This is a genomic window from Paenibacillus sp. RRE4, from assembly GCF_031844205.1.
Classification (GTDB): domain Bacteria; phylum Bacillota; class Bacilli; order Paenibacillales; family Paenibacillaceae; genus Paenibacillus; species Paenibacillus xylanexedens_B.
Window position 1 is genome coordinate 1,729,922 of record NZ_JAUZUT010000001.1, and the last position, 16,551, is coordinate 1,746,472.

The 16,551-nt window shown below is 46.1% G+C and carries 14 protein-coding genes; 7 read left to right on the plus strand and 7 right to left on the minus strand.

The genetic code is table 11. The features are described 5' to 3' along the window. Positions 1-11: 11 nt before the first annotated feature. The 5 genes from Q9R46_RS08020 to Q9R46_RS08040 all read left to right on the plus strand — a co-directional run bounded on the left by Q9R46_RS08020 (position 12) and on the right by Q9R46_RS08040 (position 6,438). Complete coding sequence (locus Q9R46_RS08020; protein WP_311279566.1) at positions 12-2,162, plus strand: MMPL family transporter; 2,151 nt, start codon at positions 12-14, stop codon at positions 2,160-2,162. Positions 2,163-2,367: 205 nt separating this feature from the next. After that, the gene (locus Q9R46_RS08025; protein ID WP_311279568.1) at positions 2,368-3,288 is read left to right on the plus strand and encodes an ABC transporter ATP-binding protein; all 921 of its coding nucleotides are present in this window, start codon (positions 2,368-2,370) and stop codon (positions 3,286-3,288) included. A 35-nt stretch (positions 3,289-3,323) separates the two neighbouring features. Beyond that, the gene (locus Q9R46_RS08030) at positions 3,324-4,043 is read left to right on the plus strand and encodes a hypothetical protein (protein WP_311279569.1); all 720 of its coding nucleotides are present in this window, start codon (positions 3,324-3,326) and stop codon (positions 4,041-4,043) included. A gap of 117 nt (positions 4,044-4,160) precedes the next feature. After that, positions 4,161-5,180: a dienelactone hydrolase family protein gene (locus Q9R46_RS08035; RefSeq protein WP_311279570.1), complete on the plus strand. Its 1,020-nt coding sequence runs from the start codon at positions 4,161-4,163 to the stop codon at positions 5,178-5,180. A gap of 139 nt (positions 5,181-5,319) precedes the next feature. Next, positions 5,320-6,438, plus strand: a complete 1,119-nt coding sequence (locus Q9R46_RS08040) for a rhamnogalacturonan acetylesterase (RefSeq protein WP_311280974.1) — start codon at positions 5,320-5,322, stop codon at positions 6,436-6,438. A gap of 371 nt (positions 6,439-6,809) precedes the next feature. Here the strand turns inward: Q9R46_RS08040 and mnhG are convergent, their stop codons facing one another. From mnhG to Q9R46_RS08070, 6 genes are read right to left on the minus strand one after another with little or no spacing between them, the layout of a single operon-like run. Next, entirely contained in the window at positions 6,810-7,202 is a 393-nt protein-coding gene (gene mnhG / locus Q9R46_RS08045) for a monovalent cation/H(+) antiporter subunit G (RefSeq protein ID WP_145330250.1), read from the minus strand. Next, complete coding sequence (locus tag Q9R46_RS08050) at positions 7,186-7,470, minus strand: Na(+)/H(+) antiporter subunit F1 (protein WP_090920611.1); 285 nt, start codon at positions 7,468-7,470, stop codon at positions 7,186-7,188. The genes mnhG and Q9R46_RS08050 overlap by 17 nt, the downstream gene beginning before the upstream one ends. Continuing rightward, a complete protein-coding gene (locus Q9R46_RS08055; RefSeq protein WP_311279571.1) occupies positions 7,470-7,946 on the minus strand; it encodes a Na+/H+ antiporter subunit E in 477 nt (158 codons plus the stop codon). The genes Q9R46_RS08050 and Q9R46_RS08055 overlap by 1 nt, the downstream gene beginning before the upstream one ends. 6 nt (positions 7,947-7,952) lie before the next feature. After that, positions 7,953-9,431, minus strand: coding sequence for a Na+/H+ antiporter subunit D (locus Q9R46_RS08060; protein WP_311279573.1), 1,479 nt, complete (start codon positions 9,429-9,431; stop codon positions 7,953-7,955). Continuing rightward, positions 9,424-9,762: a Na(+)/H(+) antiporter subunit C gene (locus tag Q9R46_RS08065; RefSeq protein ID WP_090920602.1), complete on the minus strand. Its 339-nt coding sequence runs from the start codon at positions 9,760-9,762 to the stop codon at positions 9,424-9,426. Before Q9R46_RS08065 ends, Q9R46_RS08060 begins: the two co-directional genes overlap by 8 nt. Position 9,763: 1 nt before the next feature. Continuing rightward, the gene (locus Q9R46_RS08070) at positions 9,764-12,718 is read right to left on the minus strand and encodes a Na+/H+ antiporter subunit A (protein ID WP_311279574.1); all 2,955 of its coding nucleotides are present in this window, start codon (positions 12,716-12,718) and stop codon (positions 9,764-9,766) included. A 307-nt stretch (positions 12,719-13,025) separates the two neighbouring features. Between Q9R46_RS08070 and Q9R46_RS08075 the strand changes: the two genes are divergently transcribed. Together Q9R46_RS08075 and Q9R46_RS08080 are read left to right on the plus strand one after the other, a co-directional pair. Next, positions 13,026-14,666 (plus strand): diguanylate cyclase domain-containing protein, encoded by a 1,641-nt coding sequence (locus tag Q9R46_RS08075; protein ID WP_311279575.1) that lies wholly within the window; start codon positions 13,026-13,028, stop codon positions 14,664-14,666. Between the two features lie 91 nt (positions 14,667-14,757). Further along, a complete protein-coding gene (locus Q9R46_RS08080) occupies positions 14,758-15,282 on the plus strand; it encodes a hypothetical protein (protein ID WP_311279576.1) in 525 nt (174 codons plus the stop codon). A 119-nt stretch (positions 15,283-15,401) separates the two neighbouring features. On the opposite strand, the gene Q9R46_RS08085 is transcribed toward Q9R46_RS08080, so the two are convergent. Then, entirely contained in the window at positions 15,402-16,520 is a 1,119-nt protein-coding gene (locus Q9R46_RS08085; RefSeq protein WP_311279578.1) for a GGDEF domain-containing protein, read from the minus strand. Positions 16,521-16,551: the final 31 nt, after the last annotated feature.

Here is a 16,551-nt window from a genome sequence, read left to right on the forward strand (position 1 = left end):
GGAGCTTGGGGATGGGATATCGAAGCTTGGCTGCTCTCATTAGTCGATATCCTTGGTTTATTATCATCTGTTGGGTATTTATCATCGGGATGTCGGTCGCCTGGGCATGGAAGTTGCCTGACATGGTTCAGGATCACGGGTTAAAGCTGGCTGGGGGGCAAGCCCAAGCCGTAGAACAGATATTGAACCAGGAATTTGGTTCCCCGCCTGATCCGGTCGTGTTACTTTTTAATAAACACCGGAATACTTCTGAGATATCCTTCAAGACGTGGATTCAAGAACAGCTTGCCGCAGTCCGCGCATTGCCAGCGATATCCTCAGTGGTTTCCCCTTTTGATCTAAACACAGAGGGAAGAATGCTGCGTGATAATCAGGCTTACGCTTTGGTACACATGGACATCGCACCTCACCGGATGAAGCATCCACTTGCTCAATTACGAGAGATTCTTGAAGTGGACAAGCAAGCTGATGTGCCTGGAACCGTGCAACTTACAGGAAAAACCGTGGTGCAACAGGATGTAAATCGACTGAGCTTTCAGGATTTAGAACGAGCAGAGATCGTGGGGCTACCGATCGCATTCATTATTCTTTGCTTTGCATTCAGAGGACTGTATGCGGCATGTATTGCTGTCATGATGGGGATCAGTGCAGTGATTACGGCGATGGGCATAACGTCTTTGCTGGGTCATTATCTGGAACTTTCCAACTTTATTATTAACGTGATTCCAATGGTGGGTATGGCGCTCAGTATTGATTTTGCACTTATTATTCTGAGCAGATACAGGGAGGAATTAAAGCAGCGTTACGCAAGTACGGGCAAGTTAAATAGTGAGCGCAACAGCATCAACCAACGCGAAATTTTGGAACGGACATTGGGCACAGCTGGTCGAGCGGTTCTGTTCTCAGCGGCATGTGTGTTTCTGGGCTTGCTGGGTCTGCTCTGGATCAGGCTACCTATGTTTCTCAGTGTGTCGCTTGGGGCTACTATTGTTCTTGTGCTGGCCTTGATGTTAAATGTAACCTTGTTACCCGCTATTCTTTCCCTAAGTACAGACCGATTATTTGCTCGCGTAACACGCACATCCAGCGTTACAGGACAACAAACAAAGGATAACACACTTGAACACACTTTCTGGTACCGCTGGTCAGCGATTGTTATGAAACGTCCTGTACGGATGGGGCTCGCAGGCACAACGTTACTATTGTGTTGCGTGTTTCCCGTTACACGGATGGATTTGTCCGTTCCCGATGCTTCTTCTTTACCATCCAGAATGGAGTCCCGTCAAGCATCTGAGCAGATCGAGCAAAATTTCGGTCAGGAACATATTGCTCGGGTCGATATTATCATCGGGAAAAAGGATGAGCCGTTAACAGCTTCTCACTGGGAGATAGCCGAACACAAAGTAACCAAGTTTCAACAGGATGAAAGAGTGGTGAGTATTGACTCCCGAGGGGGCATTTCGGATTCTTTTATTCGTTTAACGGTTGGTGTATATGGGGAAGCGGGTTCAGATGAGATGAAAGAATGGCTGGGGCAGACAAGAGCAGATGATGTAATAGCCCAGACAGAGAGTATTCCAATTCGTTATGGCGGCGAAGCGGTTTATGAGGATGAGATCAAGTATGAAATTGCGCAACAGTTGCCCAAGGTCCTTGTATTTGTCGTGGTAAGCAATTATCTGGTGTTGCTACTCGCGTTCCGTTCTCTACTAATACCACTAAAAGCAATTCTGATGAACTTGCTTAGTCTGGCCGCTTCGTTTGGCATACTTGTATGGGTCTTTAACGAGGGTCATCTGGGAATGGAAGTATCGTCCATAGCCATCATGATTCCTGTTTTTATTGCTGGGCTGGTATTCGGCATATCGATGGACTACGGTGTTTTTATGTTGAGCCGGATACAGGAAGTGTACAGACAAACAGGAGACAGTGACACAGCGGTTCAACAAGGCTTGGCTTCAACGGGGCGTTTAATTACGTCTGCAGCAGGTATTTTACTGGCGGTAACGGTTCCATTTGCTTTTGCCGAGGTTGAAGGGGTAAGACAGCTAGGCATTGGGATCACAGCAGCTGTATTTATCGATGTGACGCTGATCCGTCTTGTGCTTGTTCCGTCCTTGATGAAACTGATGGGGAGATGGAACTGGTGGATGCCTGGCTGATTGTAGGTAAATAAAGAAGGGGATTTGTAGCCACGAGAATTCAGTCGTCTCTAGATATATCAAGGGTATTCTGAAACCTGAATCTAGGTTTGGAATATTCCTTTTTTATTTAACTAATTTAGAAAAAAATAGTGATTTTCATCCTATGAAAATAGATATCATTACCCTATCATATGCATGTTGGAATACTCAGGAGGGGTAAAATATGAGCTCTCAAGTGGCGGAAATACATGGTTTGAACTTGAGCTTACAGGGTAAGCCTGTACTTCATAATGTAAATATGGTTGTCCGTCCGGCGCAAATCACAGCTTTGATCGGGGAGAATGGTGCGGGCAAAACGTCTATGATTCGTTGTATTACAGGTCTGTATCCTCCAACACAGGGAATATGTGCGGTGTTTGGAGAGCAAGCCTATCACATGAGTCAGGGGAGCAGAAACCGTTTGGGAGTTGTTTTCGATGAGGGCGGATTGTATGGTGAGATGTCAGCCTGGGAGAATGTACTGTTTTTCGCACGACTCCGTGGAATACCCAGAGCGAGAATCGAAGAACGCTACAACAGACTTGTGCAACAGTTTGAATTGAAGACTTCCTTGAAGGTAGGGCATTTTTCCAAAGGAATGAAGCAAAAGCTCAGGATTATACGTGAATTGTTACACAATCCAGAGTTATTAATTCTGGATGAACCCTTTAACGGGCTGGACCCGGATTCTAAATTTTTTTTGAGAGACCAACTAAGTGCGATCTGTTCGGATCAAGGTACTTCAATTCTCATTAGTTCTCATGATCTATTTGATCTGGAGAAAATCGCTGATCAGGTTGTGATGATTCATCGAGGAAGAATCGTGGCGGATCAGAGCATTCAGACAATAACAGAAGTGACCGAACGTTACATCGTTATTTGCAGTAACCCGCAACACGCGGTAAAGATTCTTCATAATGTAAAGGGTATTTATGTAGTGAATCAGGATGAACAGTCTGTATCTTTTATGTCGGGATCAGGATCTGTCAAGCATCTTCTACAACTCTTATTACAACATGGCATTGAAGTAGAGGAATTTTTCAAGGAAAAAAACTCGCTGGAGGATTTCTACAAAAAAATCAAACAAGCCACTATTCGAGAGTGAGATTAAGTAACAATTTGAGAAAAGGTGGGCTGTAAATGTTGCCGTTATTACGCAAAGATGTTAAAACTCTTCATTGGAAAAGATCACTGACCATGCAGGTGTTGATGCTGGGAATGTTTTTTATTTTTACAATCAGTCAGTTGGGGGAGCTGGAAGCGAATCTTGGTTTATCTATAGAGGGTATGGTTCCGCTACTTCATAAGTTAAATGAGACACGTGAACATCGATTGATGTTTACGAATAGCTTAATGACTGTTGGTTTCCTGTCGTCTGCACTTGTGTTTGCTTTATACGTAGGCATTCCCCATATTTTACAGTTCTTCACTAAAGAAAAGGCCGAAAAAAACTTGGGTTTTATGCTTGCTGTCTGGTTGTTCGCGTTGATTCGTGTTGTTGTTATGTCCATGATTAATGGGATACTAATCTGGTGTATTTTCACTGTACTCGGATTCCGTTCGGTAGGATCCGTCAGTCTGTTTTCTTCTGCGTTAACGATACTGCTCGGCATAGCTGCTTTTTTGTATCTTGCGAACGCTATCGTATGGGCAACACATGGAAGTGAACTGATATTGAAGGTTTATCGCATATTGATTCTGGTTGGCATTGTCGCGGCATTTCCAGCGGTAAACGTCCTTCGGATGGATTTCAGTGGTCTGGACTTTCGTTATGTTGGGTTAAGTTTGGGAATCTTCGTGATGGCTATACTTTTCTCAAAGTTAATAATGGGATATTTTAAAGTCGAAAAAGTGGTCTAATGCCGTAAACTAAAGGTGGCGACGATGTTACTTCTAGTACTATAATAGATAGGGGTTACCAAATTTTACAATTCATCATTAGCATCATTCCAGCACCTATAGGAGGTACACAGAAACATGTCCGAAATCGAAGCTTATCTGCAGCAACAAACCACACTTCGAGGTCGTTCTGCGTTTGATGCAGATCAACCCTTGGAGTTATGGCAAAATCAATTGCGTACACGTATCCAAGAAAAGCTGGGCGATTTTCCAATGATGCCCGTTGCATTGAACCCTGTCGTACTGGAACGTGTTCCATGTGATGGCTACATCCGGGAGCGGATTGAGATCACAACCTACTCGGGGTTACGGATGCCTATTTATCTTTTAATCCCTGATAATGTAAGCGCTACCGATGTAAAGAGGCCTGCTATTGTTGCTTGTCATGGACACGGCTATGGGAGCCGGGAGATTTGCGGAATGGAGCCGGATGGTTCGCCACGGGCAGGGGAGCCTGGATTACACAAAGATTTTGCCGTTGCGCTCGTGAAGCGTGGGTACGTTGTGGCCGCCCCAGAATTGCTTGGGTTTGGGGACAGAAGACTGGATGAGGATCGAGAGGCGCCCCCGGGCGTAAGTTCCTGTACGAAGATCGCCGCACATCTGCTTATGGTGGGTAAAACGCTCGCAGGACATCGGGTTTATGAAACCACACGAGTATTTGATTATTTATCCACTCGACCTGAAGTGGATTCGGAGCGAATCGGAAGCATGGGCATCTCCGGTGGGGGTCTGGTTACAGCCTTCACGGCAGCATTGGACGAACGATGCAAAGTGGTCGTTGTCAGTGGTTACGCAAGTACGTTTCATGGCAGCATTCTGGATCGCAATCATTGCCTCGACAACTACATTCCGGGGATTCTGCAGGAAGCAGAGCTGCCGGATATCATTGGTCTGATTGCTCCGCGTCCTCTATTTCTGGAGATTGGAAGTGAAGATCTTGTATTTCCGCTTCATTCCGCACGGGAGGCTCACGAACGATTGAAAATGATCTATGAGCATGCTGGTGCAGGACGAGCACTGGATGCCGATTATTTCGACGGTGGACATGAGATTAGTGGTGCAAAAGCTTATGATTGGCTTGAACAGGTATTGTAATCGTAGTAATCGTAATTTTTCATCATGATCTGGAATGTGATGGGTACAAAATCGTATCATTTGAATTCGAGAGGAGCACTGTATGATGAAATGGCCAACTTCTTTACGAATGATGTTATGTACTGTACTTGCTACGAGTATGATCGCGGTTGGATTAGGAAGTGACAGAGTAGACGTAGCCGAGGCGGCATCGGATCATTACAAATTCGATTTTGGTGCAGGAGCAGTGGCGAACGGATATACTGGAGTGTCTGCCACAACGGCCTATACAGCTGCAAGGGGTTATGGTTTCAACACTCCGGCTAATATGAAAAATGTTTCCGCATCAGGTAGTGGTGTTGCAAGTGATGCCGTTCAATTTCTGAAATTTGGTACGAAAAGTGATAACACCTTCAATGTTGACCTGCCGAATGGTCTGTATGAGGTCAAAGTGACTCTGGGTAACACCGCCAGAGCTAGTGTGGCAGCCGAAGGGGTCTATCAGATCATGAATATGACGGGCAACGGCGCAACGGATCAATTCCAGATTCCCGTGACAGACGGACAGTTGAATCTGCTGGTAACGGAAGGAAAAGCGGGAACTGCCTTTACGTTAAGTGCCCTTGAAATTCGGAAACTGTCGAACCAGCCTGTCACGAACCGTACGATCTATATTGGTGGAGATTCAACGGTATGCAACTATTATCCTCTTGGTAGCAGCGTACAGGGGGGCTGGGGGCAATTGCTTCCTTCTTATGTAAACAATACAACTTTCCAGGTTCGTAACATGGCCACAAGCGGGCAGATTGCCAGAGGATTCCGTGATGATGGTCAGATGGAAGCGATTCTGAAGTATATCAAACCGGGTGACTATTTTATTCTGCAGCTCGGAATTAATGATACAAACGCTAAAAACAACACAACTGAGGCTCAGTTCAAAGAAATCATGCGTGATATGGTTCGTCTGGCGAAAAACAAAGGCGCAACCGTTATTCTCTCGACGCCTCAAGGGCGGGCAACAGACTTTAATTCGGCCAATGTGCATCAAGCCGAGAACCGATGGTATAACGCGTCTACACGTGCACTGGCACAGGAAGAGGGAGTAACGCTCGTGGATCTGAACAAGCTCAGCTCGGCATACTTCACTTCCATTGGGCCGTCAGCTACGCTTGCTCTGTACATGAATGGCGATAGCTTGCATCCGAACCGGCAAGGGGCTTCACAGCTTGCCCGAATCGTGGCTGCGGATCTGAAACGCCAAGGCTTAAACGGTTTCTAACAAATAACGAGTTATTAATACGCTCGATCTGTATCGTAGTATAGATAACATATTAGGTTATATCAGAAATCCCCCGGAGGAAAGCCGCTTACGAAGCGACACATCCTCCGGGGGATTTTTATTATTTATTATTCGCCACTATATAAGTTGAATTATTTTTTACACATTAACGGAGAAGACAGAAAAAACCTGAAGAAGCGAAGCCAAAAGCTTTCTGAAAGAAAGCTAACATCGGAAGCATACGCTTCGCCTTTATCACCGGATTTTCCCCTTTGGAAAAGGGAATAAAAAAAATCCGGGGATAACAGCGATCGGAAGGTTATTCTGTCATCGGAGTGTTCCGTGTAAACTATTCATTAAATTTATATAAGCTACTCCATCATATCCTTTGCTTCGTGATTCATCTTTTTTCCTTTTAACAACGGTTCAAGCTCGTCTTGCACACTTTGCTCCCAGAGAGGCACATCGGTGCGGTAGGCCGCACGGCCGTTCAGATGTCCCGCAACAGGCGCGGTGATGAAAACAAACAAAATACCGAGTAGCAAGCGAGCACTGATATAGTTGTCAAAATACCAAAAGAAGAAAAATGCACCGCTGAGCACACAAAACACGCCGAGTGTCATGCTTTTGGTGGCAGCGTGGGCTCTCAAATATACATCAGGCAGACGAAGGAGTCCGAAGGCACTGAGTGCACTAAGGAGGGCCCCAAGCAACACCAGTAGCCCAATTCCCGTTTCAGCGGTGCCACTAACGATCTCCTTCATTTTTAAACACCGCCCCTCGTTCAATATAACGTGCAAATGCAACTGTGCTTAGAAAAGCCAGAATGCCGATCAGCAAAATGATGTCCAGATAAGCCTGTGTCTTCAGCATCATGGAGAGTACAGCCACGATGGCGATCACATTGATACCGATCGTATCAAGAGCCGTAATCCGGTCAGCCATGGAGGGACCCCGAAGAACACGATATAAACAAGCCAGAATCGCCAAAGATAGAATGAGCAGTGAGATAAACAGTAATGAGGATAACATTAACGTGTCACCTCCATGATTGCTTTTTCGAACGTATTCTGAATATCGTTTCGTAGTTTTTCTTCGTCTTTGATATCCAGTGCGTGAATGAAAAGTTTACGCTGATTCCCCGAGATTTCAAGTGGCAGTGAACCCGGTGTCAATGAGATCAGCAGACATAGTAGCGTCACTTCCCAATCGGAAGATAACTGTGTGCGATAGGTGAAAATGCCGGGTCGAATATCAAGCCGTGGTTTGATAATCTCCCGAATGACCTCAACGCTTGCTCGAACGAGTTCTTTGAACAGCAATCCAATCAATTTGAAGATAGCCCAGACTCGGACGATGTAGAAGCGTTGCGGGAAGAAACGTCGCATGCCTCCGATCAGGAGCAATCCAAGCATAAATCCAACGAGAAAACCAACACCATTCCAGGCATTATTCAAAAACATCCATACAAAGGTAATGATAAGATTGAGTACAATCTGAAAGGCCATAGACATCTACTCCTTCAATACGGCATCAATATAAATGTTGGGATGTAGCAGAATATCACCTGCGCGAGACGTGAGCTGGAACATACCTTCAGCCCCGAGGCCTATGACGATGATAAAAGTAAACAGAATTCCGGCAGGAATCAGCAGCCCGTTCACCGCATAGGGACGTCTCGCCATGCCTGCTGGAGGCTCACCCCAGAATGCCTGGATGAAAATACGGAGCACGGAATATAGCATGAGCAGACTAGAGAGTACGGCAATACCCGTTAAACCGTATAGTCCGGCTTCGAAGCCGCCCTCAAACAGCATCAATTTTCCCGGGAATCCACTGAACGGAGGCAGACCCGCAAGCGCAAGCGCACTGATGAAGAACATCCATCCCAGCACGGGATAACGTTGAATTAATCCGCCCATGTTATCGAGCCTGGAAGTTCCCGCAACAGCAATGAGAGCACCGCCGAGCAGGAAAAGCAGTGTTTTGATCAACATGTCATGTAGCATATAGAACAGCAATCCTTCCAGAGCAGTGCGGCTGGCAGCAGCCATACCAAACGCAACGAAACCTACGCCAGCGACGACATTGTAGATCAAAATTTTATTCACATCACGATACGAGATCGCTCCAATCACACCAAGAATCATCGTGGCTCCCGCCATCCAGCCGATCAGGGCATTAAAGAAGTCTGGATCATGGTAGAAGATCAACGTAAATGTCCGCACAATGGCATACAGGCCAACCTTGGTGAGCAAACCAGCGAATAATGCCGTAACGACGGCGGGCGGAGCCGCATAAGACCCGGATAACCAGAAAAACAGGAACAAGCCCGCCTTGATGCTGAATACGATTAGGAAAAGAACGGCGATCAAGGTGACGACTCCGCTCTGTCCCACTTCAGCAATGCGTACCGACAAGTCGGCCATATTCAGCGTACCTGTGATGGAATACAGGAAGCCGATGGAAGCGACAAATAAGGCAGAAGACACGATATTAATCAGTACATATTTAATGGTTTCACGAAGCTGTCTTTCCGTGCCTCCGAGTACAATGAGAGCGTAAGAAGAGATAAGCATCAATTCAAAGCTGACAAACAAATTGAACAGATCCCCGGTTAGAAACGATGCGTTCACGCCCGCAATCAAAAAATGAAAGAACGGATAGAAGTGATGTTGCTCCCGCTCCTTGTTGATGCTTCGAAAAGCATAAAGCAGGCAAGCCAGCGCAATAATGGAAGCAGCAACAACCAGCAACGCTGCGACCATATCGGCAACAAGTACGATTCCATAAGGTGCTTTCCAGCCCCCCATATGAAGTGTCAAGACACCGGATTGCGCAACACGTGTGATGAGTATGGTTGAAACCGTTGCTGTGGCTAACAGACCAATCACGCTAAAGAAACGTTGTATATTGATTTTACGGAAGAACAACAGGGTGATCACACCCGTGATCAGCGGAAGCAGGATAGGAAGAACCACAAGATTATTCATATGGGCGCCCCCTTACTTCTTCCATATCATCCGTTCTCAGCTTCAGATAAGAACGGTAGGAAAGGACAAAAAAGAAGGCTGTCAGACCAAAATTGATGACAATGGACGTCAGAATCAACGCTTGAGGGAGCGGATCAACATATTTCTCTGCCATTTCTCCCAGTAGTGGAGGAGCGCCCGTCTTGAGACGTGACATCGTTATTAATAACAGGTGCACTCCATGTGTGAGAATGGACATGCCTAGTACGATACGGAGCAGGCTCCGTGACAAGATTAAAAAGACGGCAACCGCAAACAAAATGCCTACGGCCACACACATCAAAATTTCCATATCAACGATCCTCCCCGATCTGTAAAATGATAGTCATGGTGACGCCGAGCACAGCGAGGTATACGCCTAGGTCAAACAGCATGGCTGTAGCAAGCTCTGTCTCGCCCAGCAGGGGCAGTTCGAAATATCCGAACGTCTGGCTGAGAAACGGAACACCGAACAGGAACGAACCTGCACCGGTAAGCAAAGCTATGGCTAAACCTATGGCTGTCAAACTTCGAAAATCGATGGGTAGCGCTTTGCGTATCGTATCCGTGCTGAAGGCCAGAGCGATTAGTACGAGGGCTGCGGCTGTGACGAGTCCACCGATGAAACCACCGCCAGGATTATGATGTCCGGCAAAGAACAGATGCATGGAGAAGGTTAAAATGATAAACACAACGACTTTCGTTGTGGTTTGCAACAAAACATCATTACTTTGCAAAGGAACCGTATCCCAGGACAATGTACTACGCTCGCGGTTACCGTATTTTTTCGTGTTGTCCGCTTCATCGTCAAGTTCGGGTTCTTCGTCCTTTTTTTCCTCATTTTTACGGAATTTCAATCGGGCTCCAAGATCCTTCGCTTCGAGATTCAGGTTGATCATGGAGTAGATCGACAACGAGGCTACGCCAAGAACCATAATCTCAAGCAACGTATCATAACCCCGGAAATCCACCAGCAATACGTTTACGACATTTTTCCCCCCCGCGGAACTGTAAGCTTCCTGAATAAAGAAAGCCGAGATGCTGTCCAAGGATACTGTGCCGCTTGCAGCGAGTGCGACGAATGTCATCACAACGCCAACGGAAACAGCTACAATGGCATTCACCGTGAGATACCGGGAGCTGGATTTGCCGCGTTGTAACTCGGGCAGATGGTAGAAGCAGAGCAGGAACAACGCGACGGAGACCGTCTCCACAATCATCTGCGTCAGCGCAAGATCGGGTGCCCGAAACAGAACGAACAGCAGTGTAACCAGGTAGCCGACAGCTCCGGTCATAATGACAGCAGATAATCGGTTTTTGGCAAAAGGAATGGAAATGGCCGCTGCAATCAGCGTGACCAGTAATACGACTTCGTAGAATGAGTATGGAGCATTATCCTGCACATGCCAGGTAATATTTTCACCAGACCGGAAGAAGGCGTAAACGAGTAGCGCAACGGTGAATGAGAAAATATAAACCAGATAATTGCGGACCGAGCCGTTCATGTAGGCTTCTGTCCACTTCCGTGCATAATGTTGCACATTGTCGAGAACGACATGATACATGTTGTTAATGGTTAATCCCCGTGGATAATGCTCATAAATATTCCTCCATCGTGGCAGTAACTTGTATAACATGACCCCGAGCACAACAACACCGATGGTCATGAACAATTGTGGAGTCCAGCCATGCCATAGGGAGAAATGTACATCAAAGCGTTCATTCCCATTCAGCAGGGAAGGGAGAACGGCAGCCATTGCCGGCTCGATCAGTGACCCGGAAAGCAGATCCGGAAAGAGTCCAAAACCGATGACCAGCGCGCCTAGAACGATCGGTGGAATGAGCAGTCCGACAGGCGCTTCATGTAATTTCTCGGCAGGCAACTCACTTCGGCTACGACCGAGGAATGTTTTGAACACAAAAATCAGGGCATAGATCAGTGTGAAAACGCTGGCAAGCCACGCGATGACAGGTAGGAGAATACTCCAGGAGCCTAAACCAAAGATACGAAGATCCGTAACTTGTACCATCGCTTGAAAGAACAATTCCTTACTGAGGAATCCGTTAAAAGGCGGGATACCTGCCATAGCCAGTGAACCGATGAGCGCCAGGCTGAATGTGATAGGCATGAATGCTACCAGACCGCCAAGTTTCCGAATATCTCGTGTACCTGTCTCATGATCGACAATACCGGCGACCATAAACAAAGCCGCTTTGAAGGTACCGTGGTTGAATAAATGGAGCAGTGCAGCAGTGATCGCTACGGTATACATGGCAGAGGACTCGCCATATCCGAAATAGAGAGCAGCAGATCCGATCCCGAAGAGGCACATAATCAAGCCGAGTTGTGAGATAGTGGAATACGCAAGAATGGCCTTGAGATCGTTTTTCTTCACTGCTAAAAACGATCCGTAACCCAGTGTGAGCAGTCCGACGCCAGTTACAAGCCAGAACCAGAGTCCTTGTCCGCCGAAGATGGGAGTGAAACGGGCGACTACATACAACCCGGCTTTGACCATGGTGGCGGAGTGCAGATACGCACTGACTGGAGTCGGGGCTTCCATGGCATCAGGCAGCCAGATGTGAAACGGGAATTGTGCCGATTTGGTGAACGCTCCAATCAGAATAAGAACGAGAGCCGGTAAGAACAGCGGGCTGTCCTGAATATGCCCCCATTCGGTAATGGTTGCGCGGATACTGAATGTACCTGTCATCAAGTACATCAACATGAATCCGGCAAGCATGGCGAATCCGCCAAAAACCGTAATCAGAAACGATTTTTGTGCACCCGAAGTGGAAGCTTTACGCTTGTAATGAAAGGCAATTAACAGAAATGACGTAATGCTGGTGAGTTCCCAGAATCCATACAGCACGATCATATTATCGGATAATACGACGCCAAGCATAGCGCCCATAAACATTAACAAGTAGAGATAGAACCGGTTTAACGCCTCTTTTTTGCTCATATAAAAGATGGAATAAAAGACGACAAGCACGCCTATTCCGCTGATCAGCAACGTTAACAGTAGACTCAGTCCGTCCAAATATAGATTAAATCCGATGTCTAGGGACGGAATCCAGGGAATTTGTCCGGATACCGGGTTACGCCGGGACACGGCAGAAATCTGGCTTGCAAAATAAACAAATAACGATGCCGGTACGACAAGTACCAGCCATCCGAGATGAATTTTACGGATTAGTCTCTGTAGCAAGGCTAGAACGATGCCAGCTGCAAAAGGCAAAATAACAGCAATGTGAAGCAGGCTCAAATAATTACACCCCCAATGTTTTTTCTTGTCATTCTCTCTGTGACATACAGGCGCAATCCTTTAAGGATATGCTTGCTCTCTCTATTCATAACCCAAGTTTGTATATACAGAATCGTGACTATTCTTTGAATGGAAGAAACTCGGTTGTGATTTTGGGTAAATTTTGTATGGGTACATATATTAAGAATACAAACTAAAATACCGATATAATTCAAAATAAGTGAGAGCTATTTCTTATCATTTTGCAACGCAAAACTGTGGATGATTGAGATTGTAAGAGCGGTTCACCGTATGTGCAGGAGGAATTATGTCATTTAAACTTAGAACGGTGCTCACCGTCATTTTCGCTGGGTTATCTCTGTTCGTTATTTTAACCATTGGATATGTTTTCAGCCAAAAATCATTTGATGCGGTGGAAACCGAAATTGGCCACTCCCTGGAAAGCACGGCTCTACAGACCGTGGACAAGCTGGATCGTTTCATGTACTCTCGTTCTGGTGAAATGAATCTTCTGGGCAACATGGCCTCTATGAATGATGAATTTAACCACAAGGATATTCAACTGCTGTTGGATCAGCTGCAAAATAGCTTCCCCTCTTTTTCATGGGTTGGATTCATGGACCCAAAAGGAAAAGTGCTAGCCGCCACAGACGGGATACTTTTAGGGGAAGATTTATCGGAGCGGCCTGTGTACCAGGAAGGAATCAAGGGTAAATTTATTGGAGATGTACATAATGCGGTGCTGCTCGCCAAACTATTGCCTAATCCGTCGGGAGAGCCATTGCAATTTGTAGATATCAGCTTCCCGCTTAAGGATAGTGATGGCCGGATTCGTGGTGTATTAGCAGCACATCTCAGCTGGGCATGGGCCAAAGAAGTTGAGGCTTCCGTACTCGTTCCCTTGCAACGTGAGGAGAAGGATATTGAATTCTTTATCGTTAGCAAAAAAGAGCACACTGTGCTTCTTGGCCCCAAAGAGTGGGTAGGTAAACCACTTGCACTAGAAGAGATTGGAGATCATCGGAACAGTACAAGTAGCTGGTCCACTGAAAAGTGGCCGGATGGCAAGGAGTACGTTACCGGTTTAGCGTATAGCCAGGGATATAAGGATTATCCGGGACTGGGTTGGACCATTATCATTCGTCAGGGTAAATCGGCAGCTTTTTCTTCTGTTGTTGATCTGATGTGGTTTAACATCTTTGCTGGCATCGTTGTAATGCTTTTGTTTGCGCCGATTGGGTGGTTTCTCTCCAGACTGATCTCGGCTCCGCTGGTTCGACTAACCCGTGTAGCAGATCGTCTTGGTGCTGGAGAGAATATTGACATCCCTGAGACCAAAGGGCTGAAGGAAATTGAGGCATTGTCACGGTCACTCCGAAACATGGTATCTTCGATCATGAATAAAGACTCAGAACTGGTTGTGATGCAGAATCTTGCACATTATGATCAGCTGACCGGATTGAAGAATCGCACAGCCCTTGAGACGTATCTTGAGGAATCTCTACAGACAGAGAGCGAGGACCATACGTTGACGTTTCTCTATCTGGATCTGGACGGTTTTAAAAGTGTGAACGATTCGCTTGGACATCAGACGGGCGATGTTTTGTTGCAAAAGGTTGCTCAGCGCCTTACAGCACTAAGTCATGAAGAGGGTATAACCGTTCGGCTTGGTGGTGACGAATTCCTGATTGTACTTCGCTCTATCGGAGATGATCCGCGGCAGGAAGCGATCCAGTATGCGCAAAATATTATTCAAAGTTTGAACAAACCATTCATTATCGAGTATGAGCGTGTTCATATTGGTTGCAGTATTGGAGGAGCGGAGTATCCGACGAATAGCAACAATCCGAGTGAGATTATTCGGATGGCCGACGAGGCACTTTACAGGTCCAAACGTGCGGGCAAGAACAGAGTCACATTTTATTCCGAGTCGGATAACGAGGGCTAGGATATAATAACGATATGAAGTTTGACTCATGGATCATTCAGGCAGGTGTGGTTGGCTAATAGTAACTTAACTGAGAAGGGAGGTGGGGCGCTTGTCTGGAAAATATGCAAACGTACCCTTTGGCTATGAGCCTGCCCAGCCTAGTCGCAAGGGTTCACTGATCTTCTACGATTCGTTCGAAAACGTAACGGACGAACAGCTTGAGCGTGCAGCGGCAATTATGGATGCAAGAGCTTTCAAGCAGCTAGTGCTCTACCCATTACATGAAAGCACGGTAAAACGAATGAGCCGAGATTCGGTACAATCCTTTTACAAGAGAGAGGATCGTCTTCATGAATGGAGGCGCGATCACCCGTCTGCACCAATCCGGGTAGAGGGATTAGAAGGGAAACGAAAAAAGTATACGCCAATCGACACAGCGCTACGACATATTCAAGCCGAATACCCGTCCCCTCTTTTTCTGTATATGACCTTAGAAATGGCTAATCAATGGGCATCCTTTGACTCCTTTACGGATTGGATCAAGGAACTTCGTCTCATTATTGACGGTCAGCCTGAACAAGTCCACCCAAGGCTGGAGCAATATCGCCATCGCTGGGAATGGGCAGAAGAATAAAGCAAGAAGGCAAGTTCGGAAAACAGGCCGATTCGTATAAAAAGCAAAAAAAGTTGTGTGGTGATCCGGTTATCCGGGTGTGTGCCACACAACTTTTTCCAATTACTGGCTCCTCCTCATTATGCTGAAACGAGTGATGTTACGGTTTTATTTTTACCTGAACGTTTGGCAGCATACAGGCAAGCATCCACTTCTTCAAACAACTTATCTTTACTCAAATCAAGGTTGTATCCTTTGAGGCCGATGCTTACGGTAATGGAAGCGCCCCCAAGTTCCAGATGGCCCATTAATGAAATTTTTTGCCGGATATGTTCAACCAGATCATAAGCTTGTTCAAAGGATTGTTCGAACATTAACAAAGCAAATTCCTCGCCGCCATAACGTGCAGCAATGTCACTAGCTGTGATGCTCTCCTGAATGATCAAGGACACCTTTTCCAAAATGATGTCGCCCACACGGTGACCGTACGTATCATTGATCACTTTAAAATCATCGATATCAATCAGCGCCAAATGCAGACTCATTCCGAGATTGGCGTACTCAAATGCCTTTTCATAATAATCCTTGAACGAGCTCTGATTGTAAAGATTCGTTAACCCGTCTGTTTTGGACTGTTTGGCAATAATGGCGTTTCGTACGATAAGGTCTTCCTTCGCGTTCATACTTGTCTGCAAATCGTCCAGTACCTCCACACCGCTAGTGACAATGATTTGTGCCACATAAGTGGCCAGGATCAGGAATGCTGGAATCGAGACCATATCAAATGAGCTCAAGTATGCGCGATACGCTGGATCAATCAGAAGCAGTCCATACCCCGCCATCTGCAATGTAAAAATAAACCAGACGCGTTTGCTGTCAAAAAACAACACAGAGGCAAAGATCGGTAATAGACATATCGCTGGCATGATCCGAATATCGTAATTGACATGAATAATGGTCCAAGCGATTACCGTACTGGTTACGGACATCGTATAGAACGAACAGGAAGGAAATTTTCGATCCATATAACGGGTGAGTAAAATGCAAAAAACAGCTAGGGCTGTGGGCCAAAATAGGACGTTTACTATAAAATCTTGGGGAGTGCGATCATATTTCAAAAAAAGATAACTACCAATCTGAATAAAGAAATGTACAATAACAACGACCCAGTAAGCATGAAGCATTTTACGTAACCATTTGGATTGCTTGATCTCATACTCTCTTGGAATAGGGCTGTTATGTTCTGCTTGACTATTCATAAATCACCGCTGACTGCATCAAAATGATACG